The organism is Haloarcula halophila (genome assembly GCF_029278565.1).
GTDB lineage: Archaea > Halobacteriota > Halobacteria > Halobacteriales > Haloarculaceae > Haloarcula > Haloarcula halophila.
In genome coordinates this window covers 1926881-1952207 of sequence record NZ_CP119559.1, presented here as the reverse complement: position 1 = coordinate 1952207, position 25327 = coordinate 1926881, and the positions used below count along the sequence as shown (strand labels likewise).

Annotated in this window: 28 protein-coding genes; 8 read left to right on the top strand and 20 right to left on the bottom strand. The window is 67.0% G+C overall.

Annotated elements, in window-relative coordinates:
• Window positions 1–102: 102 nt before the first annotated feature.
• Entirely contained in the window at window positions 103–312 is a 210-nt protein-coding gene (locus P0204_RS10345) for a DUF7472 family protein (protein ID WP_276178875.1), read from the top strand.
• Here the strand turns inward: P0204_RS10345 and priL are convergent.
• The 4 genes from priL to P0204_RS10325 all read right to left on the bottom strand — a co-directional run bounded on the left by priL (window position 309) and on the right by P0204_RS10325 (window position 5878).
• A complete protein-coding gene (priL, locus tag P0204_RS10340; protein WP_276178873.1) occupies window positions 309–1391 on the bottom strand; it encodes a DNA primase regulatory subunit PriL in 1083 nt (360 codons plus the stop codon). The genes P0204_RS10345 and priL overlap by 4 nt on opposite strands.
• 340 nt (window positions 1392–1731) lie before the next feature.
• A complete protein-coding gene (locus P0204_RS10335) occupies window positions 1732–3009 on the bottom strand; it encodes an adenosylhomocysteinase (RefSeq protein ID WP_276178871.1) in 1278 nt (425 codons plus the stop codon).
• A 109-nt stretch (window positions 3010–3118) separates the two neighbouring features.
• Entirely contained in the window at window positions 3119–4444 is a 1326-nt protein-coding gene (locus P0204_RS10330) for a hypothetical protein (RefSeq protein WP_276178869.1), read from the bottom strand.
• Between the two features lie 126 nt (window positions 4445–4570).
• Window positions 4571–5878, bottom strand: coding sequence for an amidohydrolase (locus tag P0204_RS10325; RefSeq protein ID WP_276178867.1), 1308 nt, complete (start codon window positions 5876–5878; stop codon window positions 4571–4573).
• Between the two features lie 88 nt (window positions 5879–5966).
• On the opposite strand from P0204_RS10325, the gene hisG reads away from it, so the two are divergent.
• A complete protein-coding gene (hisG, locus tag P0204_RS10320) occupies window positions 5967–6815 on the top strand; it encodes an ATP phosphoribosyltransferase (RefSeq protein ID WP_276178865.1) in 849 nt (282 codons plus the stop codon).
• Window positions 6816–7014: 199 nt separating this feature from the next.
• Here the strand turns inward: hisG and P0204_RS10315 are convergent, their stop codons facing one another.
• The 5 genes from P0204_RS10315 to P0204_RS10295 all read right to left on the bottom strand — a co-directional run bounded on the left by P0204_RS10315 (window position 7015) and on the right by P0204_RS10295 (window position 11545).
• The gene (locus tag P0204_RS10315) at window positions 7015–8637 is read right to left on the bottom strand and encodes a gamma-glutamyltransferase family protein (RefSeq protein WP_276178863.1); all 1623 of its coding nucleotides are present in this window, start codon (window positions 8635–8637) and stop codon (window positions 7015–7017) included.
• Window positions 8638–8674: 37 nt separating this feature from the next.
• Complete coding sequence (locus tag P0204_RS10310) at window positions 8675–9100, bottom strand: hypothetical protein (RefSeq protein ID WP_276178861.1); 426 nt, start codon at window positions 9098–9100, stop codon at window positions 8675–8677.
• Between the two features lie 63 nt (window positions 9101–9163).
• Window positions 9164–10438: an MFS transporter gene (locus P0204_RS10305; protein ID WP_276178859.1), complete on the bottom strand. Its 1275-nt coding sequence runs from the start codon at window positions 10436–10438 to the stop codon at window positions 9164–9166.
• Between the two features lie 49 nt (window positions 10439–10487).
• Window positions 10488–10880 carry a DUF7473 family protein gene (locus P0204_RS10300; protein WP_276178857.1) on the bottom strand — a complete coding sequence of 131 codons (393 nt, stop codon included), beginning with the start codon at window positions 10878–10880 and terminating at the stop codon, window positions 10488–10490.
• Between the two features lie 101 nt (window positions 10881–10981).
• A complete protein-coding gene (locus P0204_RS10295) occupies window positions 10982–11545 on the bottom strand; it encodes a TATA-box-binding protein (RefSeq protein WP_276178855.1) in 564 nt (187 codons plus the stop codon).
• Between the two features lie 138 nt (window positions 11546–11683).
• On the opposite strand from P0204_RS10295, the gene P0204_RS10290 reads away from it, so the two are divergent.
• Window positions 11684–12745: a methyltransferase domain-containing protein gene (locus P0204_RS10290; RefSeq protein WP_276178853.1), complete on the top strand. Its 1062-nt coding sequence runs from the start codon at window positions 11684–11686 to the stop codon at window positions 12743–12745.
• Window positions 12746–12798: 53 nt separating this feature from the next.
• Entirely contained in the window at window positions 12799–12954 is a 156-nt protein-coding gene (locus P0204_RS10285; RefSeq protein ID WP_276178851.1) for a rubrerythrin-like domain-containing protein, read from the top strand.
• A gap of 1 nt (window position 12955) precedes the next feature.
• On the opposite strand, the gene P0204_RS10280 is transcribed toward P0204_RS10285, so the two are convergent.
• The 6 genes from P0204_RS10280 to P0204_RS10255 all read right to left on the bottom strand — a co-directional run bounded on the left by P0204_RS10280 (window position 12956) and on the right by P0204_RS10255 (window position 16606).
• The gene (locus P0204_RS10280) at window positions 12956–13492 is read right to left on the bottom strand and encodes a GTP-dependent dephospho-CoA kinase family protein (RefSeq protein ID WP_276178849.1); all 537 of its coding nucleotides are present in this window, start codon (window positions 13490–13492) and stop codon (window positions 12956–12958) included.
• A 1-nt stretch (window position 13493) separates the two neighbouring features.
• Complete coding sequence (gene spt4, locus P0204_RS10275) at window positions 13494–13691, bottom strand: transcription elongation factor subunit Spt4 (RefSeq protein ID WP_276178847.1); 198 nt, start codon at window positions 13689–13691, stop codon at window positions 13494–13496.
• Window positions 13691–14269, bottom strand: coding sequence for a DNA-directed RNA polymerase (locus P0204_RS10270; protein ID WP_276178845.1), 579 nt, complete (start codon window positions 14267–14269; stop codon window positions 13691–13693). Before P0204_RS10270 ends, spt4 begins: the two co-directional genes overlap by 1 nt.
• A 3-nt stretch (window positions 14270–14272) precedes the next feature.
• Complete coding sequence (locus P0204_RS10265) at window positions 14273–14686, bottom strand: PIN domain-containing protein (RefSeq protein WP_276178843.1); 414 nt, start codon at window positions 14684–14686, stop codon at window positions 14273–14275.
• Window positions 14686–15915 carry a translation initiation factor IF-2 subunit gamma gene (locus P0204_RS10260; RefSeq protein WP_276178841.1) on the bottom strand — a complete coding sequence of 410 codons (1230 nt, stop codon included), beginning with the start codon at window positions 15913–15915 and terminating at the stop codon, window positions 14686–14688. Before P0204_RS10260 ends, P0204_RS10265 begins: the two co-directional genes overlap by 1 nt.
• 289 nt (window positions 15916–16204) lie before the next feature.
• Complete coding sequence (locus P0204_RS10255; protein ID WP_276178840.1) at window positions 16205–16606, bottom strand: response regulator; 402 nt, start codon at window positions 16604–16606, stop codon at window positions 16205–16207.
• 203 nt (window positions 16607–16809) lie between these two features.
• Here P0204_RS10255 and P0204_RS10250 point away from each other — a divergent pair, with 203 nt between their 5' ends.
• On the top strand, window positions 16810–17760 hold the full coding sequence (locus P0204_RS10250) for a DUF5787 family protein (protein ID WP_276178839.1): 951 nt from the start codon (window positions 16810–16812) through the stop codon (window positions 17758–17760).
• Between the two features lie 9 nt (window positions 17761–17769).
• Here P0204_RS10250 and P0204_RS10245 read toward each other — a convergent pair whose 3' ends face one another.
• The 4 genes from P0204_RS10245 to P0204_RS10230 form a co-directional block, all read right to left on the bottom strand.
• The gene (locus P0204_RS10245; RefSeq protein ID WP_276178837.1) at window positions 17770–18075 is read right to left on the bottom strand and encodes a hypothetical protein; all 306 of its coding nucleotides are present in this window, start codon (window positions 18073–18075) and stop codon (window positions 17770–17772) included.
• An 81-nt stretch (window positions 18076–18156) separates the two neighbouring features.
• A complete protein-coding gene (locus P0204_RS10240; RefSeq protein WP_276178835.1) occupies window positions 18157–19029 on the bottom strand; it encodes an MBL fold metallo-hydrolase in 873 nt (290 codons plus the stop codon).
• Between the two features lie 83 nt (window positions 19030–19112).
• Window positions 19113–19388, bottom strand: coding sequence for a hypothetical protein (locus P0204_RS10235; protein WP_276178833.1), 276 nt, complete (start codon window positions 19386–19388; stop codon window positions 19113–19115).
• A 41-nt stretch (window positions 19389–19429) separates the two neighbouring features.
• Complete coding sequence (locus P0204_RS10230; protein WP_276178831.1) at window positions 19430–20767, bottom strand: ATP-binding protein; 1338 nt, start codon at window positions 20765–20767, stop codon at window positions 19430–19432.
• Window positions 20768–20885: 118 nt separating this feature from the next.
• Between P0204_RS10230 and P0204_RS10225 the strand changes: the two genes are divergently transcribed.
• The 3 genes from P0204_RS10225 to P0204_RS10215 all read left to right on the top strand — a co-directional run bounded on the left by P0204_RS10225 (window position 20886) and on the right by P0204_RS10215 (window position 24207).
• The gene (locus P0204_RS10225; RefSeq protein WP_276223266.1) at window positions 20886–22448 is read left to right on the top strand and encodes a YegP family protein; all 1563 of its coding nucleotides are present in this window, start codon (window positions 20886–20888) and stop codon (window positions 22446–22448) included.
• A 64-nt stretch (window positions 22449–22512) separates the two neighbouring features.
• Window positions 22513–22980 (top strand): pyridoxamine 5'-phosphate oxidase family protein, encoded by a 468-nt coding sequence (locus P0204_RS10220; RefSeq protein WP_276178829.1) that lies wholly within the window; start codon window positions 22513–22515, stop codon window positions 22978–22980.
• Window positions 22981–23073: 93 nt separating this feature from the next.
• Window positions 23074–24207 carry a thiolase family protein gene (locus P0204_RS10215; protein ID WP_276178827.1) on the top strand — a complete coding sequence of 378 codons (1134 nt, stop codon included), beginning with the start codon at window positions 23074–23076 and terminating at the stop codon, window positions 24205–24207.
• A 27-nt stretch (window positions 24208–24234) separates the two neighbouring features.
• On the opposite strand, the gene P0204_RS10210 is transcribed toward P0204_RS10215, so the two are convergent.
• Window positions 24235–25281, bottom strand: a complete 1047-nt coding sequence (locus tag P0204_RS10210) for a TrmB family transcriptional regulator sugar-binding domain-containing protein (protein WP_276178825.1) — start codon at window positions 25279–25281, stop codon at window positions 24235–24237.
• Between the last annotated feature and the right edge of the window lie 46 nt (window positions 25282–25327).

The following is a 25327-nucleotide window of genomic DNA, read 5'->3' as shown; positions in this document are numbered from 1 at the left end:
TGGAGTGTGTCCAGTCGAAACGTAGGTGCTCCAGGGTCGTAAGCCTCTCGGCGACTCGGACGCTTCGACACCCTTTTGCCCGGGCCAGTGAAACCGCAGGACATGGATATCGAGCGGGAGACCGTCGTGCAGATCGTCATCTCGGTTATCGCCCTCGCGCTCTTCGTCGCCGCGACGGTCTACGTCTCCAGCACGTACGGAACCAACGGCGGCCTCGGCCCGCAGGGCGGGGTCGGTATCGTCGCTGCGATCGGACTGTTCGTCGTCTTCATGCTCGGTGCCGGCCTCTGGCTGGAACGGCAGAACTTCTAGGCGTCGGCCTCGTCCGTTTCGTCGGCGTCGGTCTCGCGCCAGTCGGTCAACTCGTCTTCCTCGGAGTCGTCGATCTTCTTCTCGTAGTAGGCCATCGGATGGGCGATCGTCTCACAGAGGTCGTCTTTGTTCACACAGTCGCCGTAGGACTGCATCGTCGAACACGCCGGGGTCGAGTACTCCGTCGGACTGGTATCGCCGCGGATGTGGTTGACCTGGTAGCGGGTCGCCTCCTCGCCGAAGCCGGGGTTGACCTGGAACAGTTCGACGATCTCGTCGGTCGTCATCCCGATCCCAACCAGAAACGTCGCGATCGCGAATCGAGAGTGGTGTTCGAGGTGTTCCCCCTTCTGGACCTGATCGAGCAGCGCCTTCATGCAGGGCGGGAACAGTTCCGGGACGACGGTGTCGATCTCCCGGGTGAGATCGAGTTCCGAGAGCACCTCTCGGATCTGTTCGGCCTCCGCCTGGAGTTCCTGGCCGATAGCGTCGGGCACGTCGAAGGGCAACCCGTCTTCGATCCGGTGACGGATGGCCTGCTTGAGCAGGACGTGGAGTTCGGCCTGCGTGATCGCGACCCGTCCGTCCGCGAGCGTGCGGTTGACCAGGCGCCACTCGTCGCCTCGCTGGTCGGCCGCCATCTCCAGATACGCGCCGACCTCGATCCAGTAGCCGTCGCCGCGTTCGTCGACGACGCTCCCGAGGTCAAACTCCGCGAGCAGGTCACGCAGTTCGATCTGTGATCCCCGGGTGGATTTGAGCTCAGTCGTGCTCTCGAACTCCTCGACGAAGCGGTCGTAGGCCGTCTCGGCCTCGGCCGCGGCGTATTTCCGGGTACAGACGTGCTGATCGACGAGCGAGACGAGCACCCGCGCGACCGGATAGGAGAGTAGTTCGACCCGCGTCTGTCGGTGTGGCTTGCCGACGGTCCGGTTCGTGATCGCCGACTGGACCCGCTCCAGTGCGCGCTCGACGACCGCCTCGTCGGTCGCGACCACCTCCCCCAGATCGACCGCCGCGGCTTCGACGGCCTCCCGGGCGGCGGTCGTAAACGGATACCGTGCGTGGAGCGGTTGCATCTGTGGCCCCTTGCGGACGTGCCCGAATAAAATTGCCGTCACCGGCCGCGGACACACAGAGGTGAGTCAGCACACCGTGCGTACGTGGTCAGGAGACCGCCGTGAGCGACCTCGACCGTTCCGTCGACGCTGTTTATCCGTTCGAGTATTCCTGTATCTTCCACGGCTCCCTTCGCCGGTCCGGTTCGAAGGGGTCGCGTTGCTCGGGCCTCGCTACGGCTCACGGCGACACCGTTGGGCTGTTCGGGGAGCCGTCCCTACGGTCAGTCTCTCCTACTGCTCGCGAGTCACTGCGTTCCCCGCTGCGCTTTGCCGATATTCTCGCTGCGCTCGAATATCGCTACGTCCCGTGCTGCCAGGAATCCATATACTCGGCTTGCTCGTCGCTCAACGAGTCGAAGGCGACGCCCTCCGCGTCGAGTTTGATCTCGGCGACCTCCTTGTCCAGCCGATCGGGGACGTCGTGGACGCCGGCGTCGTAGGCGTCGCCGTTCTCGACGAGTTCCCGGACGACGACCGCCTGGATGCCGAAGCTCTGGTCCATCACCTCGACCGGGTGGCCCAGCGCGATGGGGGTCGCGAGGTTGACGAGTCGGCCCTCGGCCAGCACGTTCAGCCGGCGGCCGTCGGCCAGCTCGTAGGCCTGGACGCCGTCGCGAGCCTCGTAGGTGTCGACCGCCAGGTCCGAGAGGGCGTCCAGATCGATCTCCACGTCGAAGTGGCCGGCGTTGGCCAGCAGGACGCCGTCCTGCATCGCCTCGAAGTGGTCTTCGACGATGACGTCGCGGTTGCCCGTCGTCGTAATGAACACGTCGCCGATCGCTGCGGCCTCGGCCATCGGTAGCACGTCGTAGCCCTCCATGTGTGCTTCGAGCGCACGGCGGGGTTCGACCTCGGTGACGACCACGTCGGCGTTTTGTCCGCTGGCCTTCTTCGCGACACCTTTGCCACAGTGGCCGTAGCCGGCGACGACGACGGTCTTGCCGGCCCACGAGAGGTTCGTCGTCATGGCGATACTCGCCAGCGAGGACTCGCCGGTCCCGTGGACGTTGTCGAACAACCGCTTCATCGGCGTGTCGTTGACCGCGAACACCGGGTAGTCGAGTTCACCGTCCTCGTCCATCGCGCGCAGTCGGTGGACGCCGGTGGTCGTCTCCTCGGCCCCGCCGACGATAGTGTCGATCAGTTCAGGGTAGTCCTCGTGGACCATCGCCACCAGATCCATCCCGTCGTCGACGGTAATCGTCGGCTCGTGGGCCAGGACCGCCTCCATCGCGCCGTAGTAGGCCTCGTCGTCGACGCCGCGTTCGGCGTAGCAGGTGACGCCGTCGACGGCATCCAGCGCCGCCGAGACGTCGTCGTGGGTCGAGAGCGGGTTACACCCGGTCATCGCGACCTCGGCACCGCCGGCGGCCAGAACCTCCGCCAGGACAGCGGTCTTCGCTTCGACATGCATCGCCATCCCGATTCGCTCGTCGGCGAACGGCTGGTCGGTCTCGAACTGCTCGCGCAGCGCCGAGAGGATCGGCATATGCTGGGCGGCCCAGTCCATCTTCCGACGGCCGGATTCGCGGGCTGCCTCGACGTCGTCGAGGCGGGCTGAGATCGGCTCTGTCATGCTAGGTCGGTAGGCGACGGGACTCTAAACCCTACCGAACGAGTGGCGGCAGTGCCGCCCCGACCCGTCGAAGCGCGAAGAAAGGGATCGAAATGATCGACCGCCGGTACTACGGACCAGCGTCAGCCGGTGGGCCGGCGTCCTCGGGCGGCCCGGCGTCCTCGGGCGGGCCACGCTCGTCGTCGCTGTCGGTCTCGTCGTCGGCCTCTTCTTCGTCAGTGTCGTCGCTCTCGTCTGCGTCGTCACTGTCGTCGGCTTCCTCGCTGTCCTCGGACTCCTCCTGATCTGACTCGTCACTGTCCTCGGACGCTTCCTCGTCGGCATCGTCGCTCTCGTCCGATTCGTCGGCGTCGTCAGCTTCCTCGTCGTCCTCGGCTTCTTCGGCTTCTTCGCTGTCCTCGGATTCGTCGGCTTCTTCGCTGTCCTCGGAGTCTTCGGCTTCCTCGCCGTCCTCGGATTCGTCGGCTTCCTCACTATCTTCGGAGTCCTCCTCGTCTGCATCGTCACTATCCTCCGATTCGTCTTCGAACGTGTCCTCAGGCGGCCCAGCGTCCTCGGGGGGTCCGGCGTCCTCGGGCGGACCAGCGTCCTCAGGGGGTCCGGCGTCCTCGGGCGGACCAGCGTCCTCGGGTGGTCCGCGTTCGTCGTCTTCACTGTCCTCGGACGCTTCCTCGTCTGTGTCGTCGCTCTCGTCCGATTCGTCGGTGTCTTCTTCGTCAGCCTCCTCGCCGTCGTCCGAGTCGTCGTCGAACTTGTCTTCAGGCGGTCCCGCGTCCTCGGGCGGACCGGCGTCCGCAGGCGGCCCACGTTCGTCGTCAGTCTCGTTGTCGTCGAGCTCGGTTTCGTTATCCGCGGTCTCGTTGTCGTCGAGTTCGGTTTCGTTATCCGCACTCTCGTTGTCGCTGTCGTTGATCGTACTCGGGTTGTTCGCCGTCACGAACTCGGAGACCTCGTCACCGACACCAGGCGTGTCGGCGTTGGGGCCGGTGTAGTACCCGCTGGTCACGAGGTACGTGATGAACGAGGAGAACCCGTCCTGGAAGTCTTCGTTGTCCTCGATCTCGATGGCCTCGCTCAGCGTGTCCGTCGTCGTGGCCGTCCGGTTGTCAGCCGTCGCGGTCACGTCGACCGTGAGGGTCCGGTTCGGCGCCGACAGAGCAACCGTCCCGTTTTCGTCGGTGGTGAAGTTCCCTTCGTCCGCGTACGTGGCGTTCTCGTCACGCACCGTGACGTTGATCGAGGCGTTCGCGACAGCGGAATCGTTCGCCGTGACGGCCACGGTCACGTTCTGGTCTCCCGTTTGCGAGACATCGACGGCGAGGGAACCGCCGCCCTCGTCGGCCGATGCAGCGCCGACACTCCCGACTGCACCCGGTCCAACTGCGAACAGGACCAGGCCCAGTGCAGCGATCAGTGCTGGTAGTTTCGTGTTCATCTCGTCTCTCAGGTAGTACTGAATCCAGTGTAAACCCCCCAAGCCGTTCAGTTCGTTCACCGTCGTTCGGCCGATAGGGAAACCTCCTGAAAACCGTTCAGAGTGTTTAAAAACGAGCCTCGTCGTTTACTCGCCGTCGCCGGCCGCACGCTCGACGAGGTCACGGGCGTGTTCGCTGGCCCGCTCGCGGACCGCCGTCTCGTCGACGACCGTGACCTCGCGGTCCCGCATGAGAACCTGACCATCACAGACCGTGTGGCGGACGTCGCTCCCGCTGGCGGCGTAGGCCAGATGCGAGACGAGATCGTGGGCCGGGGTCAAGTGGGGACGCTCCAAGTCCAGTACGGCCAGGTCGGCGTTGGCGCCGGCTTCGATGCGACCGCTGTCGAATCCCAGCAGGTCGGCACCGTTGTGTGTCGCCATCTCGACGACGGTTCCGGCGTCGACCGCGCTAGCGTCGTCGGCCGCCAGTTTGCCCAGCATGGCCGCGTCGCGCATCTCGTCGAACATGTCCAGGTCGTTGTTCGAAGCGGCGCCGTCGGTCCCCAGGCCGACGGTGACGCCGGCGTCGAGCAACGCCTGGACGGGGGCCATCCCGCTCGCGAGTTTCATGTTCGAAGCCGGACAGTGGACGACGCCGGTATCGCGCTCGGCCAGCAGGTCGATCTCGGTGTCGTCGACGTGGACACAGTGAGCCAGGAAGGTGTCCGGCCCGAGCAGCCCGATGTCGTCGGCGTAGGAAAGCGGCCGGACGCCGTGTTCGTCGACGATGGGGTCGACCTCGTCGGTCGTCTCGTTGGCGTGGAGATGGACGGCCATACCGGCCTCGACGGCCTGTGGGACGTACTCCCGGAGGTAGGACTCGCCGACGGTCGTCAGCGAGTGGGGCTGGAAGGTCGTCCTGATACGGCCGTCGGCGGCGCCGTCTAGCTCCCGGGCCACGTCGAGACTCTCCTGGAGGTCGGCGTGGGCGCCCTCGTCGTCTTTGCCGACGGTCACCGCAGTGTAGCCGAGCACCGCCCGTAGCCCGGCCCGCTCGACGGCGTCGGCGATCTCCTCGACGTGGAAGTACATGTCCGACAGGGCCGTCGTCCCGGATTTGAGCATCTCGACCAGGCCGAGTTCGGCACCGACGCGGATGTCTTCGGCCGTGAGTTCGGCCTCGACCGGCCAGATGTCCTCCTGGAGCCACCGATCGAGGGGCTTGTCGTCGGCGTAACCCCGCAGCAGCGTCATCGAGACGTGCGTGTGGGCGTTGACGAGCCCCGGGATCACGAGTCCGCCGTCGGCGTCGAGATGGTCGTCGCCGTCCAGTTCGCCGGGGTCGTCGACCGACAGGATCTCGCCGCTGTCCCGGTCGACCAGAACGTCGGCGTGCTCGACTGTCCGATCCGGTCGGAGAACCTGTCCACCGCTGACGAGGAGGTCGCTCATGGTACCGGGTTCGAGTGGACCGTCCTTAGTTCGGCCGGGTCCGTCCGAGAGGGGAAAGACAGTTGCCCGCCCCCCTCCCAGGGCGAGTATGCGCATCGCCGTCCCCAACAAGGGCCGCTTGCACGACCCCGCAGAGGACCTGCTGGAACGGGCCGGACTCCACATCGTCGACGGCGCCGACCGGCAACTGTACGCCGACACGGTCGATCCCGACGTGACCGTCCTCTACGCCCGGGCCGCCGACATCCCCGAGTACGTCGCCGACGGCGCCGCCGACGTGGGTATCACTGGCCTCGATCAGGTCCGCGAGGCCGACCCGGAGAACCTAGAAGAGCTACTCGACCTAGAGTTTGGGAGCTGTCGGCTCGTCCTCGCGGCACCGGAAGACAGCGAGATCCAGACCGTCTACGACCTCGACGGCGGGCGGATCGCGACCGAGTTCCCCAACGTCACGCAGCACTACTTCGCCGAGTTGGACGTCGACGTCGATATCACCGAGGTCTCGGGCGCGACGGAGCTGACCCCACATGTCGACATCGCCGACGGGATCGTCGATATCACCTCGACGGGGACGACGCTGCGGATGAACCGCCTGGAGATCGTCGACGAAGTGTTACAGTCGTCGGTGCGGCTGTTCGCCCGCGCGGACGTCGCCGACGACGAGAAAGTTCAGCAGATCCAGACCGCACTCCAGTCGGTCCTCTCGGCGGAGGGCAAACGCTACCTGATGATGAACGTCCCACAGGACGCCCTCGACGAGGTGAAGGCGGTCCTGCCGGGCATGGGCGGCCCGACGGTGATGGACATCGCCGGCCGGGAGGACGTGGCCGTCCACGCCGTCGTCGACGACAGCGACGTCTTCGAGACGATCAACGACCTCAAGCAGGTCGGTGCCAGCGACGTGCTGGTGACCGAGATCGAGCGGCTCGTGGAATAGTACCTTTTTATTGCAAGGGGTGTCCTCGCTCGCTGCGGGCACCCTCCTTGCAAAAATCTACGTTAAAAACGTCCGTCACGCTCCCTCGCTGCGCTCGGTCGCGTGACGTGAAACTGCGTCTCGGTCTTCGGCGCAGTATGCTCCCCGCAACTGTGACCACTATCGCGACAGCGGCCACTACCGCGACGACGCCCGCCGCTCAGTACACGTCGACAGTCCCGTCTTTCCGCGGTTCCGTCGCTCCCGAAAGCGTCCCGTCGTTCCAGCGGGCGATCTGAGCGCCGCCGAAGCGCAGCGGGACGTCGACGGCCACGTCGTGGCCACGGCGGGCGAGTTTCGACGCCACGTCGGCGTCGAACCGGGCCTCGGTCGCCAGGGTTCCGTCCTCGCGGTAGCGCCAGCGTGGCTCGTCCAGCGCCGTCTGCAGTGGCATGTCACGGTCCAGCAGGTTCGAGAGCACCTGGACGTGGCCCTGGGGCTGCATGTACCCGCCCATGACGCCGAAGGCCGCCCAGTCGCGGTCGCCGAACCGCACGAGGCCGGGAATGAGCGTGTGGAACGGTCGTTTTCCTGGTTCGATACAGTTGGGATGGTCCGGGTCGAGTTCGAACGACGCCCCGCGGTTCTGGAGCGTGAGCCCGGTGTCGCCGGCGACGAGGCCGCTCCCGAAGCCCATGAACAGCGAGTTGATGAAGGAGACCACGTTCCCCTCGCCGTCGGCGACGGTCAGCAAGACGGTGTCGGCGTCCTCGGCCGGCGAATCGAGCAGCCCGATCTCCGGGGAGTCGATGGCCGTCTCGCCGATCTCTGCGGCCCGCTGTCGCGCCCACTCCCCCGAGTTCAGCGGCGGGATCGACTCGTACGCCGGGTCCGTGATGTAGCGGTGCCCGTCGGTGAACGCCAGTTTCGTCGACTCCGCGAGTAGGTGGGTCCGTTCGACGGGGTCCTCGGAATCGGGGACACCGACTTCCCGGGCGATGTTCAGCGCCTCCAGGGCGATGAGCCCCTGGTTGTTCGGCGGGAGTTCGAACACCTCCGTCCCGTCGTAGGTCGTCGAGACGGGGTCGGGGTACTCGACCTCGAACCCCGCGAGGTCGTCGTGTTCGAGGAGACCGCCGGCGTCTCGGACCGTCTCGACGATGCTGTCGGCGATCGTACCCTCGTAGAACGGGTCGGCACCGTCGGCGGCGAGTGTCTCCAGGGTCGTCCCCAGTTCGGGCAGCGTCATCCGTTCGCCGACCGCCGGGGCCTCGCCGTCGAGGAGGTACTGCTCGCGGGCGGCGTCGTTTCGGAGCGCGGGCTCACAGAGCTCCCAGGCCGAGGCGATGACCTCGCTGACCGGGAACCCCTCGGTCGCGTAGTGGACGGCGTCGTCCAACACGGCCGCCAGGTCCAGCCGTCCGAACCGCTCGACCGTCGCTTCCCAGCCACGGGGCGCGCCGGGGACGGTCACCGCGAGCGGGCCGCGTTCGGGCATCTCGGCGTCGCCGGGGTCACACCCTCGTGCGTCGGCGGCAGCCGCGCGGACCCGCTCCAGCGTCGCTGTCTCGGGTGCGCCGCCACAGGCCCGCATCGCGCCGACCTCGCCGTCGGCAGTCCGGTACAGCGCGAAGGCGTCACCGCCCAGGCCGGTGCTCATCGGTTCGACGACGTTGAGCGTCGCCGCCGTCGCGACGGCAGCGTCGAAGGCGTTGCCCCCCTCTCTGAGCACGTCGACGCCAGCCTGTGCCGCGAGTGGCTGGCTCGTCGCGACGACACCGCGGGTCCCGTAGGCCGTCGAGCGGCGGGACTCGAACCGGTCCAGGTTCGGCTCGTGATCCATGGCGGGAATGGCGGGAGCGGGCCGGAAAACGGTTTGGTCAGCAACAGGGAGAAGCGTCGCCCGCGGGTGGATCGCCGGTCGACGCGAACACCTGGTCGGTGATCCGGACCCAGAGCCCGTAGCGGTCCTGGCCGTCGGCGAGGTACGTCTCAACGCCGACGCGGTCGGCGACATCCGAGAACGCACCGGTTCGGTCGGTCTCGTCCCGCATGCAGGCTCTGACGACTCCGTCGTCGATGGCGGTCCGAAGCAGGTCCCGCTCGCGGTCGGGGAGGTCTGCGAGGTCGAGGAGGGGAGCGCCGTACGGCACCGAACCGACCGACGTGACGGCGATCGCCGCGTCGTGGGGCATCCCGCTGTCGGCGAACGGCAGACACCGTGTGAGACGGCCCGTACAGCCGGCGGTCAGGGCGGACGCCGCTCCCGCACCGGCCGCGAGGAACCGTCGGCGATCGAGTGACATACCAGCCTGTTCCGACGGTCCCGGTAAATGTCTCGTGGACGGTCAAACCGGCGCTGAGTGTCCTCAAGCGGCCGTGGCGTCCGTCCGGAGTCGGCGAGCCAGCCCCACGGCCAGCGCCACGCCGACGAGCGGGAACAGTGCGAGCCCGAGAAACGTCCCGCTCTCGCCGACGGCCGACAGCAGGAAGCCCGACACCGCCGCGCCCGCCGCACCGACGCCGAAGTTCGCCAGGTAGGTGTAGCCATACGAGAGCCCCCGGTCCCCGGGCGGGCTGACCTCCGCGATGGTCGCCTGATACAGCGGCTGGATGGCAAACAGGAGGAAGCCAAGCACCGCGCTGATCGCCAACAGCGGCCCGACGCCGGCTTCGGCCGCCGGGACGAACAGGACACTGACGACGGCGAGGCCGGCGAAGACGACGGCGAGGCCGGTCGTCACCGGGACCCTGTCGGTGAGCTTCCCGCCGGCGAACTGGCCCCCGATGCCGACCACCAACAGCCCCGTGTAGACGTAGGACGCCAGATCGAACTCCTGGGCCATCGCGCTACCGGGCTCGAACAGGCGCACGTACTCGGTGACGCTGGGGAGATACCCCGAGAGGACGTCCGGCAGGAAGGTGAGCGTGCCCCGGTAGAACAGGCCGTTCATCGCGACGATACTCAGCGCCAGCGTGAAGCCGGCGGTGAACAGCGCTCGGGAGTCCGTGAGAAACGCCGAGAGGGAAGTCGGCGCACCGTCGGTCTCGGTGCCGTCGTCGCCCGCACCGCCGTCGGTACTGACCGCCGCCGTCCCGTCGAACTCCGCGGTGAACGCGACCGCGACCGCGAGGACGGCCGGGACCGCCAGCAGGCCGGCGACCAGCCGCCAGTCGAAGGCCAGCAACAACAATGCGGTGAGCAGCGGCCCCAGCGCGATGCCGGCGTTACCGGCCATCCCGTGGTAGGCGAAACCGGTCCCGCGGTCGTGGACGCCCGTCGAGATGAGCGACAGCCCCGCCGGGTGATAGACGCTCGCAGCCAGTCCCCACACGGCCAGTGCCAGCGCGATCGTCGGGACGTTCGGTGCGAGACTCAACAGCAGGAACGACCCTCCCATCCCCAGGAGACAGCCGACGATAAGCCATTTGGGGCCGTAGCGATCCGCCAGGACCCCGCCGGGGAGCGCGCCGGCCCCGAACAGGCCGTAGCCGACGGCGACGACCGGACCGAGTATCGCCGTCGTCACGGGAAACTCGGTGAGCCAGACCAACACCAGGATCGGGATCGACAGTTCGTAGGTGTGAACGACGGCGTGTGACAGCCCGGTGAACGCGACGATCGCCCGGTCGTTCTCGCGCATTGGGTACGGGGAGGAAACGTGCGGACGCGGTTAACGGTTTCCAGACGGGTCAGACGAAGCCGAAGATGTTGTTCAGCGCGAACCCGACCACGGCGGCGAAAGCCAGGTGTAACACGACCAGCGGCGCGGTCGACCGCCCCGAGAGCCGGTAGACGGCGCTGATCGCGATGCCGTCGGCGACGAGCGTGATCACCAGGACGACCAGCACACCCAGACTCGGGGAGACGATCCCGCTCTCGACGCCGTAGCGCTGGAGCAACAACGAGACGACGGAGGGGACGATCGCTGCCTTCGCCGCGAGCTGGCTGGGGACCTCACCGATGAAGAACGTCGCCGCCAGGTGGAGCGTGACGGCGTAGAACACCCACGTGACACAGAGCGTGACGACCACCGCCAGCAGTCCACCGCCGAGCAGTCCCGCCGGGCCGGCCTGGAGAACCATGCCGGATGGTGGGGCCGCACGGCGCTTGGGCGTTGTGTTTCGGTGGGGTCGTGGGGAACGGTCCCGGGACGCCTGCGGTGCGATCCGGAGGGACGTCCCTCTCAGTCGGTCAGCAGTCCGAGGTCGTCGAGTCGGGAGACGATCTGATCGACCGCCTTCTCGGCGTCTTCGGGTTCCTTCCCGCCTGTGATGACCAGCTTCCCCGATCCGAACAGCAGCGCGACGACGTCGGGCTCGTCGAGACGGTAGACCAGCCCGGGGAACTGCTCGGGCTCGTACTCGATGTTCTCCAGTCCCAACCCGACCGCGATGGCGTTGAGGTTGAGGTTCTCGCCCAGGTCAGCGCTGGTGACGATGTTCTGGACGACGATCTCGGGTTCTTCGTCGACCTGGATGTTCAGCTCGCGCAGCTTGTCGAAGACGATACGTAGACTCTGGTGGACGTCCTCGGTGGACTTCGCGCCGGTACAGACGATCTTACCCGAACGGAAGATCAGCGCCGCGGACTTGGGATCTTGGGTGCGGTAGACCAGGCCAGGGAACTGCTCGGGGTCGTAATCCGCCCCTTCGAGGTCCATCGCCACACTCTGGAGGTCGAGCTCCTGACCGATTCCAGTCGAGGCGACGACGTTTTCGATGTTGATGGTCTCCTTGGGGTCAGCCATATCTCGACTTAAACCTCGTATTTAAGGCTTATAAAGGTTCATGCCATCGGTGACAGGTCGGCCAGTGGAAACGTCACCCAGTTGACTCCTGAGCCGGCGATCGGCACGCTCATACGCGCCGGGAGACAGCACACGGGCGTGTACGTCCTCGAACTCGGCGGCCAGGACGACGCCTTCGCGGCGCGGGAAGCGGGCAGTGCCGCGAGCGGCATCGACAGGCTGGGTCCCGGGCTGGTCACCGCGCGGGGGATCACCGATCGAGTCCGCCACCTCGCGTTGACCCATCGCGCCAGCGAACTGCTCGGGACCGGCGACCCCGACGTCGCCGGTGCGCGGGCCCTCCTGGAAGCGGCGACGCTGGAACGGACGGGGACCGTCGCGGTGCGTGCGGTCGACGTTCGTGGCAGCGCCGGCGTCGACACCCAACGCGCCGAGCGGGAACTGGGCGGCGTGCTCACCGACCGTGGCTTCGCCGTCGACCTGGACGACCCCGACAACGTCCTGTACGTCTACTTCACCGACCCCGCCGGTGACGAGGAGTCAGCCGACGGAGAGAGCGATGGCGCGGCCTATTCGGCCGTCGGATGGCTGGCCGTCGAGAGCCACCGGGATTTCGGCGACCGGCAGCCCACCGACAGACCGTTCTTCCAGCCCGGGAGCATGGCACCGCTGGAAGCCCGTGCGCTCGTCAACATCGCCGGCGCCCGACCAGGTGCGACGGTACTGGACCCGATGTGTGGCACCGGCGGCCTCCTGATGGAGGCCGGACTCGTCGGCGCTCGTGTCCTCGGTGGGGACGCACAGACGAAGATGATCACTGGGAGCCGCCGGAACCTCCAGCACGTCCTCGGCGGGGACGGGCATCCCGGGCGCAGCGACTACCCGGAGACAGGTCGTTGGGACCTCGTCCGGTCGGACGCGGCCTCGCTCCCACTCCCGGACGGCACCGCCGACGCCGTCGTCTTCGACGCGCCGTACGGCCGACAGTCCCGGATCGAGGGTGAGTTGGCCCCGCTCGTCTCGGGGGCGCTGACGGAAGCCCACCGGATCGCACCGCGGTGCGTGTTGGTCGCCGACCGCGACTGGTCCGACGCGGCGACGAGCGCCGGCTGGACCGTCACCGACCGCTTCGAACGGCGCGTCCACCGGTCGCTGGTCCGGCACGTCCACGTGCTCTCGCAGTCCACGAACGTCCAGTAATTGTTACACGATACCAAGGGTTAAGCGTCCGGCCCGTGGATCTACACGCAAAGATGCCACTCTGGTCAGACCCAGCACCGTGTGACGACGACGAACAACGCTACGAGTGCACGGAGTGTGGGACTCGCATCTGTAGCGAGACGGCGCCGACGGCCTGCGAGAAGTGTGGTGCCGAGATGCGCAACATCAGCGTTCCACGCCCCGAGTGACCTACACGTTGTCGAGAACGGCAAGCGCCCGGTCGCTGTCCCCCTCCATCCGTTCGAGCAGCGACCGCGCCCGGTCGCGTGCCGCGCCGTCGGGCGTGACCAACACCATCCCTTCCTCCGGTTGGCCGTAGACGACGCTACCGGTTGTTGGTATCGCGAGTACCGCCGGCAACGCCGCCAGGTCTTCCTCGCCGTCGACGACGATCAGTGTCGTCCCGCCGTCGTCGAGTCCGTCGCGAATTGCGGCGAGCAACGCTTCGGTCAGCGTCGCGGGCGGGTTCTCGACGGTCACCCGGCGGTCGAACCCGCCGACGGCGGCCTCGATCTCCTCGTCGACCGTGCTCCGGTGGGTCCGTCCGTCGACCAGCGCCAGTTCCGGTGTCCGACCGGCTTCGAGCAAGTGGTAGGTGACGATGTCGCCGACGGCGACGATCGGATCGCCTGCGTCGGCAAGCAGCGCCGCCGTGTCGGTGTATATCGGACCCAGGGGCTCTTTGAACGCCGCTCGGAGCGTCTCCGGGAGTTCGAGGGTCGCCACGTTAGCGGACCTTCAGCGCGTACTGGCCCGGCTTGTTCACTTCCATCTCCTTGGCGATGTCGGACTCCTCGGGGTGGGCGATGACCACGTAGCCCGCCCAGTCTTCCGTAAGTGAGGTCCCGCCACAGGCCTCACACTGGCTCTCGATGTCGGCACCCTGGACGCGGTGACAGTCCCGACAGACGAGTCGGTCCGCCATCAGCTCTCACCGGCTTCCGCTGTCGCTTCGCGTTGTTCTCGCTCTTCCTGGAGCCACCCGTGTTTGCCCAGACCGACCTGCTTCGCCGTCAGCCCGATCTTGGAGTCCCGTGGGTTGCGCTCGTCGATGCTCTTTGTGACGATGCGGGCCCGGACGGCGTCGCCCTCGGCCAGGATGCGGTTGGACTCGCGCGAGGCGAGTTGGTTGTTCTCCCCGTCGTAGGCGAGATACTCGTCGGAGATCTGTGAGACGTGCAGCAGGCCGTCGACTGGCCCGATGCCGACGAAGGCACCGAAGTTGACGACTTCGACGACCTCGCCGTCGACGACTTCCTGCATCTGTGGATCGAACGTCAGCGCGTCGAACTCGGCCGTGTAATAGACGCCGGGTTTGTTCGGCAACACCGCACCGTCGCCGATGTCGTGGACGTCGATGACCGAGACGACGCTGCCGACGTCTTCGTCCATCCGTCCTTCGAGTTTGTCCTGCAGGAGTTTCTTGACGAGATCCGGACTAACGTCTGCCAGATGCCGTGGCGGAACTTCGACCGTATCGCGGAGGCGTACCCGTTTGTACATGTGTTATGGTTGAGTGATACCCAGTTTGTTCTTGCCCCGTAAACTAATTACCGGAACGCCCGCGTCGAGCAGGCGGCGTTTCAGGGGGGTGTCGTTCGTGACTGCGTGTGTCGCGTCGTCGCTGCGTGCCAGTTCCAACACCGCGTCGTCCGCGTAGTCGGCGTCGGTCTGGCGGATCGAACACCGGTCGAGCAGGTCCTGTCCGACCGCCGCTGCGGTCGCCTCGGTGCCGGCACCGTCTGCGAGTTTGTCGAGTTCGGCCCGGACGGCCTCGGGGACGGCGTAGGTGACCGCGGTTCCGGCTCCGTCGCCGTTCGATCGGTCGATAGCGCCGCGTGCGACCCGGTCCAGTTCCTCGAACAGGCGGACTTCACACTCGACCGGCATCATGAGCGCGTTGGTGTCCAACACGATCATCAACGCAGCGTCCCGACGCCGATGAGCCGCCAGCGCGCGCCGACACGGCGGTTGATGGCGATCTTCGAACCGGATTCGGCACAGACCGGGCGTTTGAGTGCGACCTCACACTCGCCGTCCCGGGCGCTGGTGACCGAGCCGACGGTCGTCGCCGTGCCGATAGTCAGCATGAGCGGTTCCCCGGTCGAGATCTCTTCGACCTCGCCGCCCTCGTCGCCGACGATGCGTTCGAGCAGATCCACGTCCATCGTGAACTGCTCGTGGGTCGGCGGGAGCGTTCCCTCCGGACCGGCGACCTGGCCGGCCAGCGCGTCGCCCTTGGTGATCGCGGGATCGAGTCCGGTCCCGACGCCGAGCAGGCCGCCCGGCGTGACCGTGTCGACGAAGTCGCCGCCCGATTGCAGCGACCGAACGTCGGTCGTCACCGGCCGCCACTCGGTCTTGCCGCCCTCCTCGACCTCTCGGCCGGGCCGGAGTTCGATCTCGTCGTCGACCGCCAGTTCCCCCTGGACGAGCGAGCCGCCGAGCACGCCGCCCATCAGGTCCTCCCAGGTGGTGCCCGGGCGGTTGATGTCGAACGAGCGTGCGACCATCATGCGGGCGTCCGCGGATGGGTCGCGCTCGGGGGTGGGGATCTCCTCCTCGATAGCGTCGATGAGGAGGTCGATGTTGGCCTCCTGCTGGGCGCTGATCGGGACGATCGGGGCGTCCTCGGCGACGGTGCCCTCGACGAACTCCTGGATCTGTTCGTAGTTGCGCATCGCCTGTTCCTGGTCGACGAGGTCGACCTTGTTCTGGGCGACGACGATGTTGTCGATACCGATGATATCCAGGGCCATCAGGTGTTCTTCGGTCTGTGCCTGCGGGACGGGTTCGGTCGCGGAGACGACCAGTACCGCACCGTCCATGATCGCCGCGCCCGACAGCATCGTGGCCATCAGCGTCTCGTGGCCCGGGGCGTCGACGAACGACACCGTTCGGAGGTAGTCGGTGTCGACGTCGTGGTCCTCGCAGTGTTCCTCGACGGTGAATGCCTCGGGCTCCTCGGCCTCGGGACAGCGACGGAACGTCGCGTCCGCGTAGCCGAGCCGGATAGAGATACCGCGTTTCATCTCCTCGGAGTGTTGGTCGGTCCACTCACCTGACAGGGCCTGTACGAGCGTGGTCTTGCCGTGGTCGACGTGGCCGACGAGTCCGATGTTCACCTCCGGTTGTTTGTTCGATGTCATGTCGGGAGTAATCGTGGTGGGAAGTTCGCCGCCTGCGGGTGATAAACTTACTGTTCTGCGCGCGTGAGGGCTCCGACCGGCACACGCGGTGACAGCCCGCAGTGTGCCGTCAAGCGGCCAGCACCCACCGTCCGAGGCTGGTCAGATCAGTTCGGCAGTTCGGACGGCGCACCACTACGCCGTCGAGTTCCTCACCGCAGTGGGGGCAGAAATCGGAGGACCGGCGCATCGTCTGTCGGCGTCGGAACCCAGAAGCAACTGGTTTCGGTCCAGCGGGTCCGCCGGCCCGTCAGGTCACCTGCTCGCAGACGAGCGTCGCGAGTTCGTCGTACTGGTCAGTCCCAGCCCCCTTCGAGACGAAGATCGCCCCGCGGTCGCGAGCCTGCTGGGCCACGGACTCGTCGTCGACGCCCGAGAAGACGACGAACGCGGCGTCGGTCTCGGCTCGATCGATGAGCGTCAATCCGTCGAGTTGTGGCATCTCGTAGTCGGTCACGACGCAGTCGAACGACCCGTCGAGGCGTTCGAGCGCCGTCGTCGGTGCCGTCGTGTGGACCACCTCCAGTGCGTCGGCGACTGCTTCGAGGTACTCGGCGACAGCGGTCGCTACCATCGGCTCGTCGTCGACGACGAGGACGCGGCGCGTGCGTTCCCCGGCGCCGTTGTCGGCGTCGCAGGTAACCATCCCCATGTGCTGCTCACTCCGATCCCCCGTGTAATAAACTTCCAACAGCGGCTTCACGGGCTGAAAAAACCGCGGGAGAGGGAGAAACGATCTAGAGAACCGCGTTCTGTACGGGCTTTCCGGCGGCGGCCGAGGTGTCTCCCCCCGCGAGCGGCGCGACCGCAGGGACAGGCGGGCTGCTTTTGCCGGCAGCGCCCCTTCCTGTGGCTGTGCGGGAGTTCGACTTCGAACTGGCGCTGTGTGCCCACCTCGAACGCGAGGGACGCCTCGTCAGCCGACAACTGGGTGGCCACGTCCACGGTCGTCGAGTGCTCGATACGGTCGTGATCGATCCCGGCCCGGAGTTCCCGGAGCGGGCCGCGATCACGGCCGAGCGGCTCCCGACGGCCGCCGTCGAGTCCGACGTTGGACCGGGTGAGGCCCGCTACTGGAAATCGGCCTTCGACTGCCATCCGGATCGTGCCGAACGGGCCGTCGAACTGGCCGTCGAGCGGGGCTTCTTCGAGCGGGAGCGCCGCGGTGGCCGGACCTACGTCCGCCAGACGACCCGGTATCCCGACTGGATCGGCGGGATCACCGCGATCGAGAACAAACCCGACCTCGGCCGACCAGGCGATCTACAGCGACAGCTCCGAACCGACGTGTCGCTGGCACTGGCCGACGAAGTAGTGCTTGCGACGGCCTCGTATGTCACCCGCGCACACCTCAACCGTCTCCCGGACGCCGTCGGTGTCTGGCGGTTCGACCCGGAGACCGACGATCGGGAGGTGGTTCGGGAGCCGACCACGCTCCGGCCCGACGAACCCGGCGTCGAACCGCTCGACTCGCACGCCGGCCGGACGGACATCCGGATCGTCGACGCGGGGGCGAAAGCCAGGGCGCGTCGCCGGATCGCCGAACGGGCCTACGCGAAAGGGTGGCGCAGCTTCGACTATCCGGGCTGTACGCGGTGTAGGCCCGACGCCGACGGTCGGCCCTACTGTGCCTGGTTGGACCGAGCGGTCCGGGCGAGCGACGACTGTGGAGCCAGTTGCGATGGGTACGAACCCGCGGACCCGCCCGCCGTCGACGGTGACACGCTGCGCGCCGAGCGAACACCGTGGGACCCGACCCCCGCAGGCCGTGCCCGCCGTCAGTCCGGCCTCGACCGTTTCGGGTGAGCCGCGGGTTCAGTCGTCCCGTTCCGTGGCGCTCCGGTCGGCCGCCCTATCGAGTGGTTCACCGCCCTCACCCGCTCTGTCCGGCGCGTGTGCCTCGACGGCCTCCGCGGTCGCGTCGGGCGCCTCGGCGGCGACCTGTTCGGCGTGGCCGGTCCGACCACGGTAGTTCGCTGCGGCGGCCAGACTCACGCTCGCGACGAGACCGATCACGAGCAACCAGTTGATCTCCCCGGCGAACAGTCGGAGTCCCGCGACTGCGATCCCACCGCTGACCAGTGCCGCACCGACGACTTCGGCGATCCCGCGCCTGTCCATGCGTGTCGTTGTGTCCCCATCGCACAAAGGGGTACGGTCCGTGTAGCGGTGTCGTCTCTCAGGAATCGGTCGGAGACTCGACTACAGCGAGAACCGCTCGCCGTCGAGCGCGATGTCGTCGGCGAACGCCCGGTCGGCCGGAACGTAGTGGGCAGTGTGGACGATGCGGTACTCCTGGGCGCCGATGTCGGCGGCGAACTGTCGGGCACCGGGCAGTGTCATGTGTTTGGTTCCGAACGTCCGTGGCACGCCCTCGTCGTCGAAGTCAGCCCCGCCTTTCGGGTGGAACTCGCAGGCTTCGGGGTGGACGATCCCCTCGACCAGCGCCAGATCCGCCCCCGAGAGCAGTTCCCGGGACCGTTCGGGGACATCGTAACACGTGTCCCCGGAGATCGAGAGGACGGCTCCGGTCGCCGGCTCCTCGATACGCAGGCCGTAACAGACGAGCGGCGGGTGTTCGACGGGGACGAGAGTCACCTCCAGCCCAGCCACCGAGAACGGCTCGTAGGGCGTCTGTGGCCGGACGGTAACGGTGTCGAGGTAATCGTATCGGCTCCGGATCCCCCCGGCGACGCTTTCCCCGGTGACGGGATCGGTCTCGTCGGCGGCGTACACCGGCAGGTCGTCGAACAGCCGATACGCGTTGCCCAGCCCGTCGAGGTGATCGAAGTGGATATGCGTGACGAGGGCAGCGTCGGGCAGGCCCACGTCCGCGTCGAGGAACTGCTGGCGGAAGTCGGGGCTACAGTCGATCAGCAGCGACTCCCCCGACTCGCTCCGGACGAACACCGAGAACCGGGAGCGTTCGACGCCGTCGGTGGGATCGATACCGCGCTCGCGGACACGCTCGCGTAGCTCCGCGTCGGGCGCACGCGCTCGCTCACAGGTGTCACAGTCGCAGTCGACGGTCGGCGTCCCGGTCGTGTCGCCGGTCCCCAGCAGTGTGACCTCCATCACCTCCCCCTGTGTGAGCGACCGCCCTAAGCCCCCCGCTTCGGATCGGGACGGCGTCGCGGCTGTCGCTCCCCCGGAGCCGACTACTCCGTCCGGTCGGCGATCTCCTCGGGGTCGAGGTCCAGTCTATCGGCGGTCCTGGCGAGAACTGTCGCCGCCCGTTCCGCAGCAACATCCGTAAGGAGGCACTCGATGAACCCCGACAACAGCGCGGGGTCGATCCGCAGGTCCACGTACTCGACCCGGCCGCCCGCGACCACCGCGTCGATGTCCCACTCGCCCTGTTCGGGGTCGGTCATCCGCACGTCGACCCAGTCCTCGACCGTCTCGCCGGTGTCTGTGAACGCGTCGTCTGCCATAGCTGTCGGACGCGGGGCACGTAGATACGTGTTACTGCCGGTCAGTGGTCGTGATCGTGGCCGCCGTCCGCCTCGGAGAAGTCCCCACCGGCGACCAGCGCGTCGTGGTCGCCCTCGATCATGTCCATGTTCTTCAGGTTGTCACGCTCCTCGAAGTCGGTGACGGCGTCTTCGAGATCCTGCTGGGTCAGCGTCGTCCGTTCCTCGGTCAGCGCCTCCAAGACGGCCTCCCGGAGGACCAGACGGAGGTCGCTGCCGGTCAGTCCCTCCGTGAGATCCGCCAGTGTCGACGGGTCGAAATCGAGGATGTCCATCTCGCGGGTGATGATCCGCAGGATGTCGGCCCGCATGTCGTGGTCGGGTTTGGGGAAGTTGACGATTTCGTCGAACCGCCGCCAGGCGGCGGCGTCGAGTTGGTCGGGATGGTTGGTCGCACCGATGAGCAACACCTCGTCCTGGATGAGCGAGATCTCGTCGATGCTCTTGAGCAGCGTGTTGACCGCCCGCTTGATCGCGGCGTGTTCGTCCGACGAGCGGGTCTTCGCGACGAAGTCGAACTCGTCCATGAAGAGGATACACGGCGAGAGCCGTTTCGCTACCTCGAAGACTTTCTCGACGTTCTTGGCAGTCTCGCCGAGATACTGCGAGGTGATCATCGACAGCTTCACCTCGACGAACGGGAGGTCCAGGTCGTGGGCCAACGCGCGGGCGACGCTGGTCTTGCCGGTTCCGGGCGGGCCGACAAAGAGGAGTTTCCCGATCTCACGCAGCCCGATCTGTGCGAGATAGTCACGGTGTTCGATCGCCTTGACGATCTTCTGGATCTCACCCTCCTGGTCGGGAGTGAGGACGAGGTCGTTCATCGTCATCTCGACTTCCTCGGGCGCGCGGACATCGACGAGATCCAGCATCTCCTCGTCGTCCTCGTCCTCGGTGTCGAACGCCTCCTCCAGCATGGCGTCGATGAACGCCCGGTCGGCCCGTGCCGGACGGTTGTGCTCACGTGCCCGCTCGTAGTCGAGGTCGTCGACCTCGTGGTCGAACTCCGCCGCGAGGACGGGGTTCTTCGAGAGGTGGTCGGCGTCGACGCGGTCGAGGAACCACTCCTCCGCCATCTCGCGGTTCGTAAACGACATCGTCCCCGAGAAGTCGTCCCGGTCGGTGAACATCAGCCCCGAGACGGCGTTCCAGGGCTGGTCGACACCCGTCGCCTCGCTGGCCGTCGATTCCGTCGCAGACAGCGGTCGTTCGATCGTCCCGTCGCTCCAGAACACCGTCCGGTAGGCCGCCGGGAGGTCGTCCGGTTCGAGGTCCCGTCGGTCGGTGTAGACGGCCGTCGTCAACAGGAACTCGACGACGTCCAGTTCCGGGTTGCTCATTCCCACAGGTGTTGTGCCGCGACGGTCATAAGTGACACGAAGCGAGGTGGGCACACAAAGAGATATATATCCAGAATGAGAAGTCAATGATATGTCATCGGGGAGTCCCCTTGTCCGGATGTACCGTGGTCGAATCGGTGAGCCGACAACAGACGACGAAGCCTACGGATACTGGCTGTTCGTGGTCGGTATCCTCCTGGGTATCGCCGGCCTACTGCTGTTTTACTTCTCACCTGATAATTCACTCCCCCGACAGTTGGGCTACATCTCGGGGGCGATCGGACTAGTCGCTCTCATCGTCGGACCGACACTCCGACTCCAGTTGACGCGGCGAGCGCTGATCCTCTCGTATCTCGGGGCCGTCGTCTGTCTGGCCGGCGTCGTCTGGTTCACGACGGTCTACCCCTCGAACTGGGCGGGGCCGAGCGGTCACACCGGCGTGATATCGGTGTACCTGCTCGGACTGCTCCTGACCGCGGTCGGCGCCGTCGTCGCCCCGCTGTTGACCGGGCGCCGGGAGGAGTACGAACGGATGAAGGCGACCGCGGAAGCCGCGACGGAGGAGGCCGAGGAGGCCAGGCAGGCCGCCGAGGAGGCCACCGAAACCGCGACGCGGGCGACACGTGAACGCGATTCGCTGACCGAGAAGCTGGCGACCAGCGAGGCGACCCGTGAAGAGATGACGACGGTCCTAGACGCCACCGAGGCCGAACTGACCGCCGCACAGGAGACCATCGCCGCCGCGATGGATTCGAAGGCGACCTTCGAGGTGTACACCGACAAGGCCGGCAAACACCGCTGGCGGCTCCGCCACCGGAACTCCAACGTCATCGCCGACAGCGCGCAGGGATACGCCTCCCGGCAGAAGGCGATGCAGGGCCTGCGAAGCGTCCAGTCCAACGCCGTCGGCGGCGGGGTCGTCGTCCTGCCCGCGGCCACCGAGGACGACACCCCCGAGGACGTTCCCGAGATTCCGGCCGAGGAGAGCCAGGCGACCTACGAGGTCTACGAGGACGCCGGCGGGGACTACCGCTGGCGGCTGCGCCACAACAACGGGAACATCATCGCCGACGGGAGCGAGGGATACGCCTCGAAATCGAACGCACGGCGTGGCCTCGACGGGGTCCAGGCGTACGTGCCCGGCGCCCCCTACCTCACGCTCGATCCCGTCGGGTTCGAGGTCTACCCGGACGCTGCCGGCGAGTTCCGCTGGCGGTTGCTCCACCGCAACGGCAACATCCTCGCCGACAGCGGCGAGGGCTACAGGACCCGTGCTAGCGCCCGGGACGCGGCCGAGCGTGTCCAACGGACCGCGCCCGACGCCACCACCGACGACGGGTTCGAGGTCTACGAGGACAACGCCGGGAAGTGGCGCTGGCGGCTCAAAGCGGCCAACGGCGAGATCATCGCCGACAGCGGCCAGGGCTACAGCAACCGGAGCAAGGCCATGGACGGTCTCGAACGGGTCCAGAACTACGCGGCCGACGCGGCCCTGCTCCCGGTGGGAAGTACCGTCTTCGAACTGTTCGCGGACGCGGCCGACGAGTGGCGCTGGCGACTGCGCCACCGGAACGGCAACATCCTCGCCGACAGCGGCGAGGGCTACACCGAGCGCAACAAGGCCATCGACGCCATCCAGAGCGTGAAACGCCACGCACCGGGCGCCGAAACGGCCGAGTAACGGCCGTTCCCCGCTGGGGAGAATCCCCGGACTACTTAACCGGGATTTCGGCGAAGTTGCAGATATGACAGTCGATTCACTCGAAGCGGCCGGACTGGCACGGATGGACGACGAGGCCATCGGGGCGTTCGTCGCGAGCCAGCAAGTCGGGGTCCTCGGTCTGCCGGCCGAGGGGGCACCGTACATGGTTCCGATCTCGTATGGCTACGACGACGAGTCGCTGTATTTCACCTTCGTCGGCGGTCCCGACAGCCGGAAACGACGGCTCATCGAGGACACCGAGCAGGCGGGCTTTCTCGTCTACGACGTGCGGTCGATGTTCAACTGGGAGAGTGTCGTCCTGGCAGGACGCCCGGAACGAGTCCGCGAGTCGGCGGTCGAGGGCCTCGAAACGATCCTCGACGGAGCGTGGCGACCCGACCTGTTCGAGCGCCTCGCCGAGTCCGCGGAGATCGTCGTCTATCGGTTCCAGATCGAGGAACGCAGCGGCATAAAACACACCGGGTTGCCGCCGGGTTTCGCCGACGGCTGATCGTGAAGACGCCGCCGTCACGAGGCGGACAACTCTCCGCACCCGGTTGCGAGTTTGTCAGGGTTTAACACGAACGGGGGCGTTGATTCGGCCATGCCAACACCGGTTATCGTCGACGCGGTACGGACGCCACAGGGGAAAGAAGACGGCGCGTACGCGGAGGTTCGCAGCGAGGAGCTCTCGATCCCGCTCGTCAACCAGTTGCTCGCCAGTACCGGCGTCGAGTCCGACGAGGTCGACGACCTGCTGTGGGGCTGTGCCCAGCAGCGGGGCGAGCAGGGGAACAACCTTGCCCGCGTGATCTCGCTGCTGTCGGATCTGGGCGAGTCGGTCCCCGGATCGACGGTCAACCGCTGGTGTGCCTCCTCGGCGGAGGCGTTGATGCGGGCGGCCGACGCCGTCGCTGCGGGCCAGCGCGAAGTCCTGATCGCCGGCGGCGTCGAGTCGATGTCCCGCGTGAAGATGGGCGAGAACACCCACAACGTCCATCCGCGGCTGGCCGACCTGTACAACATCGGCGAACTCCAGATGGGGATGACCGCCGAGAAAGTCGCCGATGAGAAAGACGTCGCCCGCCAGGCACAGGACGAGTACGCCCTGCGGAGCCACGAGCGGGCCGCAGCGGCGACCGACGAAGGGCGCTTCGACGACGAGATCGTTCCCGTCGAGACCGACGAGGGCCGCATCGAGGAAGACGAGGGTATCCGCCGTGACACCTCCCTGGAGAAGCTCTCGGGCCTCCCGACGGTGTTCAAGTCCGACGGGACAGTCACGCCGGGCAACGCCTCGCAGGTCTCGGACGGGGCCGCGGGCCTCATGGTCACCTCCCGGGCGTTCGCCGAGGAGCGGGACCTGGAGATCTTAGCCGAGATCGGTGCCCACGAGGTCGCCGGCGTCGATCCGACGGTCATGGGGATCGGGCCGGTCCCTGCCGTCCGCAAACTGGGCGAGCGGATCGATCGGGACACCGACGAGTACGACCTGGTCGAACTGAACGAAGCCTTCGCCTCCCAGACGCTGTACTGCCAGCGCGAGCTGGGGTTCGACGACGAGATCTTCAACGTCAACGGTGGCGCCATCGCCATCGGCCACCCGCTGGGGGCAAGCGGCGCTCGCCTCCCGGTGACGCTCGTCCACGAGATGAACCGCCGGGACGCCGACCTGGGACTGGCGACCGAGTGTGTCGGCTTCGGCCAGGGTGCGGCGATCGAGTTCCACCGGCCCTGAGAGTCTCCCCGCGGGCCGCCTGTCCACCTACTCCCGTTCGCGTACCGAGAGGCGGTCGGCCGCGAACGCCTCGGTGTAGGCACCGCTGCCGCCGACGCTGTGATTGGTACCGTCGACGTCCAGCACCAGTCCGTTCTGCCCGGTGAACTCGGCGGTGACGGGGTCGACCAGCCCCTGTTTCGTCTCGACGACCCGCCCGGTCAGCGTCTCCCTGTCCTGTTCCGGGAGGAGGTGGGCGGTCACCGCCAGCGAGTGGGGGTCGTCGTGGGTCGCGATGGCGAACAGTCCGTGTCGGAACGAGACGGTCTCCAGTGGAAGCGAGGGGCAGTCGGCGCGGTAGATCTGCTGGCCGGCGGCCCAGAAATTCGACCACTGCGAGAGGATCGCAGTGGCGTTTTTGGGACTCTGTTCGATCGCTAGCCCGTACTCACCCTCGCGGTGTTGGCCGTGCAACAGCGAGGAGTCGCTGGTGATCGAGACGCGCCCGTCGGCGGCGGCCAAGCTGGCGACGGTCGCCTCCCACGTCCGGACGACGTGTGTTCCACCAGCGATCCGCTCGACATCGACCGGACCGTCGACACCGGCCGTCCCCAGCAGGACAGCCACGAACACGCCCCGACGGACGGCACGCTCCAGCGCGGGCGTGAGACGACCGATCGCCGGCGCGGGGACCGACAGGAACACCTCCTGGCTGGCGTTCTCGACGAGTCGCTCCAGTCGGTCGTACAGCGTCTCCCGCGTCCTGACGAGTTCGACCGCCGGGTAGTCCGGTTCGGCTTCGGTGTGGCGCTCGGCCAGATCCGTCGCTAACTCGGATAGCTCCTCGGTCATCGACTCGATGGCCGACTCCGGATCGACCGCCCGGACCCGTGTCGGCGTCCGGTGGTCGTCGACGACGACCAGCCCGCGGTCCTCGAGGCTCTCGACGAGATCGTAGACGTAGCCCGTCGAGATGTCGGTCGCCGTACTGAGTTCCGCGATGGTCGCACTGCCCCGTTCCAGCACTGCGACGTACGTCCGTGCTTCCGTCTCCGAGAGCCCGAACCGAGCCAACTGTGCTACCGTCTCGGCCATGCGCGCAATGTCGTGGCCGGCGCCTTCAGTCCATCGTCCGAGCCGG